At 39.9% G+C, this 3,617-nt stretch carries 3 protein-coding genes and 1 pseudogene; 1 reads left to right on the forward strand and 3 read right to left on the reverse strand.

Annotated elements, in window-relative coordinates; all coding sequences use genetic code 11:
• Positions 1-242: 242 nt before the first annotated feature.
• The 3 genes and pseudogenes from nifU to U9O96_08700 form a co-directional block, all read right to left on the reverse strand.
• Positions 243-608: a Fe-S cluster assembly scaffold protein NifU gene (gene nifU, locus U9O96_08690; protein MEA2055160.1), complete on the reverse strand. Its 366-nt coding sequence runs from the start codon at positions 606-608 to the stop codon at positions 243-245.
• 15 nt (positions 609-623) lie between these two features.
• Positions 624-1,778, reverse strand: coding sequence for a cysteine desulfurase NifS (nifS, locus tag U9O96_08695; protein ID MEA2055161.1), 1,155 nt, complete (start codon positions 1,776-1,778; stop codon positions 624-626).
• 359 nt (positions 1,779-2,137) lie between these two features.
• A pseudogene (locus tag U9O96_08700) lies at positions 2,138-2,305 on the reverse strand (DUF5320 domain-containing protein).
• A gap of 378 nt (positions 2,306-2,683) precedes the next feature.
• Between U9O96_08700 and U9O96_08705 the strand changes: the two are divergent.
• Complete coding sequence (locus tag U9O96_08705; protein MEA2055162.1) at positions 2,684-3,472, forward strand: uracil-DNA glycosylase; 789 nt, start codon at positions 2,684-2,686, stop codon at positions 3,470-3,472.
• The last annotated feature ends 145 nt before the right edge of the window (positions 3,473-3,617 follow it).

The raw sequence follows: 3,617 nt of genomic DNA on the forward strand, positions 1-3,617 counted from the left end.
AGCTAATTACAACCATGTTCTGGTTGGGCTTGGGACTATGTATCCAACTGGAACGTAGTAAAAAGTATTGTGGAGTGATTCATCTCTGGGCTGAAGCCCAGAGGATTCTCACTCCATTTTGACTAAATTTTTTCTATTTTTCCAACCGTATGCGACATTTTAAAATATTCAACGGAAAAATGTTTATATACATTGCGATAGAATTTATCGCGCAATATTTTGCCTTTTCAAATACGGTCTATTTACTTTTTTGAAAGGTAATCTTTTATCGCTTCGTGCAGTCCATCTGCAGCAAGATTAGAGCAATGCATTTTTATTGGAGGTAAGCCGTCCAATTCATCCGCAATATCATTCCTCGTTATTTTTAACGCGTCTTCGATTTTCTTCCCCTTTGCAAGTTCTGTTATCATGCTGCTCGTTGCAATTGCAGCGGCGCAGCCAAACGTTTTGAATTTAATATCTTCCAATCTGCCATCTTTGACTTTGATGTACATAGTCATTAAGTCCCCGCAGACAGGATTTCCAACCGTACCGATACCGTCTGCATCCTTTATTTCTCCCATGTTCCTGGGGTTATTAAAATGTTCAATAACCTTTTTACTGTACATTTTTTCATTTCTCCTTCAAATCTTCCCCCATAACGGAGACATCTTTCTTAACTTTTCTATACTCCCCGGCAATACCTCCAATACATATTCTATTTCATCTTCAGTATTTTCTCGCCCGAGCGTGAGACGCAATGATCCATGTGCCTGCACCTCGTTCAGCCCTATGGCCATCAAAACGTGCGACGGTCTCAATTTTTTTGATGAACACGCCGAGCCTGTAGAGCCTGCGATACCTTTCCCATCCAGACTCAATACCAGCGATTCCCCTTCTATGGCAGTAAAACGGAAATGGGCATTATTCGCCAATCTCTTTTCGGGATGGCCGTTCAAATATGTTTCTTCTATCTCGAGCACACCTTTTATAAGTTTGTCCCTCAACCATGTAATCCTTTTTGCATCGTCATTCATTCTTTCCTTTGCCAGCTCGCACGCCCTCCCAAGTCCCACGATGCCCGGGATATTTTCTGTTGAGGAACGCAATCCTCTTTCGTGCCCGCCGCCGTGCACGATTGGTTCTATTTTCGTTCCTTCCCGTACGTACAATGCTCCGGTTCCTTTCGGGCCATAAATTTTGTGGGCGGAGATAGACAGCATGTCGACACCGATGTTTTTAACATCTATCGGAATTTTCCCGACGGACTGCACGGCATCTGTATGGAATGGTACTCCATTTTCTTTTGCTATTTTTGCTATTTCTTCGATGGGCTCTATCGTTCCAATTTCATTATTTGCGTGCATAATCGTGATTAAAATTGTGTCGTCCTTTATTGCATTTTTAACGTCATCGGGATTTATTATGCCATACTTGTCGACGGGCAGGTATGTCACTTCAAAACCCTTTTGTTCAAGATGCCTACACATCTCCATTACGGCAGGATGCTCTATTTTGCTTGTTATTATATGTCCCTTTCTCATGCGAAAGGCAACGCCTTTTATTGCTATATTATCGCTTTCCGTTCCCCCTCCTGTAAATATGATTTCCTCGCTTTTTGCGCCTATGATTTTTGCCACCTGCTCTCTGCTTTTTTCTAATGCCTTTTTTGCTTCCCTACCAAAAGAATGCAAGGAAGAAGCGTTTCCGTATTTTTGGCTGAAGTAGGGCTTCATCGCCTTTAAAACTTCTTTATCAACAGGTGTGGTGGAAGCATGGTCCAGGTAAATCTTTTTCATCTCTAATCACCCCTATCAATTGGTATCTTAATCTTAACATCCCAGGGCTTTTTAAAACTTTGTCCAGCATATTTTTTTCAATTCATTTCATTTAACTATCATAAAGTACAATTCCCGACAGAACCAATCAGTGACGGTCAACTATTTATACTGGAAATGCAATTGAAAGGAAGTTTCCAATCCCTAACTTTACACTTTTGCTTCTTCAGAAGCTTCCTTACTTTTCCTCTTCTCTGCTGGGTTCAGGGTAGGTGCTCCTTGTGATACGGGTCAACATACTCCGGGTATGCTATCTCATTGTATTGTGTTGAGTATGGATAATATCAATGTCCTCTGCCACGCCCCCAAAAGCCTCTTCCAAATCCTCTACCTCGGCCACCGCCAAAACCCAGTCCTCTTCCAAATCCACCTCCACCTCTTGGTATTCCTTTTGTATATCCCGGACTATTGTAACCCGAGCAGTAACCCAGTCCTCTTCCTGTTCTTGGTCCCCGGCCCAAAGGCCCTGTTCTATTTCCACCTGGCATTTTTTATCACCTAAAAAGAGTATATAGGAATAAATATATAAATATTTTCCAAAACTTTAATATAAAATATGCACATGATGCGGTACCCTTTTATTCGCTGTTATATAACTCGAATCACTTCTTTATTATCTTTAGCCTGCTAAAAGGTTAATTAGCAAAACGCATAGATGTAGGTCATAAAACCAGCTGCAAATGCAAGTGAGGCACCTAATAAATTTGTACTGCCCCTTTTAAGAAGTAATTTGACTTTGCAGGTTTGGAAACTCTGCGGTTGCTTCGCTTCGCTAGCAGGTATATGGTTCATTTCGTTCGTCCAAATTGCCTTCGGCAAACTTCATATACCCACGAAACGTTATCTGAAATTGCCTCTGGTACTTGGTGTTGAAAATAGCTCAAGTAAGAGAAATGGGAATTGATAACTTAAACAAAGAAATAAGGAAATGCGAAAAATGCAGGCTATATAAAACTAGAACAAATGCTCTCACAGGAGAAGGAAATCCCAATGCCAAACTCATGTTGATTGCCCAAGCACCCGGAGAGAATGAAGATAGAGAGAGGAGAATGTTTATTGGACCTTCGGGAAAAGTATTAGACGAGTTGCTAAGAGCATCCAGTACAGAAAGAGACAATCTGTATATGACCAATCTGATCAAATGTATGCTACCAAAATATAGGAAGCCAAAGCAGGATGAGATTGACATATGTAGTGGTTACTTGGATAGAGAGATAGAATTGATAAATCCAGAAATATTGGTTCCTCTAGGTCATTATGCAACCAATTATATTTTTAATAAATATTCTCTTCCTTTGCCATCTAAGCAAGAATTTTATACAATCTATGGAAAACTTTTTCTATCTGGCGATAAAAAAATATTACCATTGCAGCATCCTGCTGCTATGCTTTATCATCCACATATCAAAGATGAAATGAAAAAAAATTATTTCAAATTGGGAATATTATTAAATGATTGCAAATGGTATCCATTATGTCCAATGAAAAGATTTTATGAAGGAGGAAAATTAGATAGAAAATGGGTTGAACTATATTGTAAAGGTGACTGGGGAAGTTGCATCCGTTATCAGATGGAGGAAAATGGAGAGATGCATTCGGATTGGATGCTACCAGATGGAAGTATTGATGAAAAGCTACGTAAGAAGGAGCAATAGCATGAAAAAAATTGGCTTAATTGTTAACTACTCCGGGCTGAAGCCCGAAGCGTATCACATGGGACTGGCAAAATCAATGAGTGTCATTTGACTTTCTGTTCTGATGCTCTGATAATAATCATAATCAACATTCGTCCAATGCTTT

The sequence above is a fragment of the Candidatus Thermoplasmatota archaeon genome (assembly GCA_034660695.1).
Lineage (GTDB): Archaea > Thermoplasmatota > E2 > UBA202 > DSCA01 > JAYEJS01.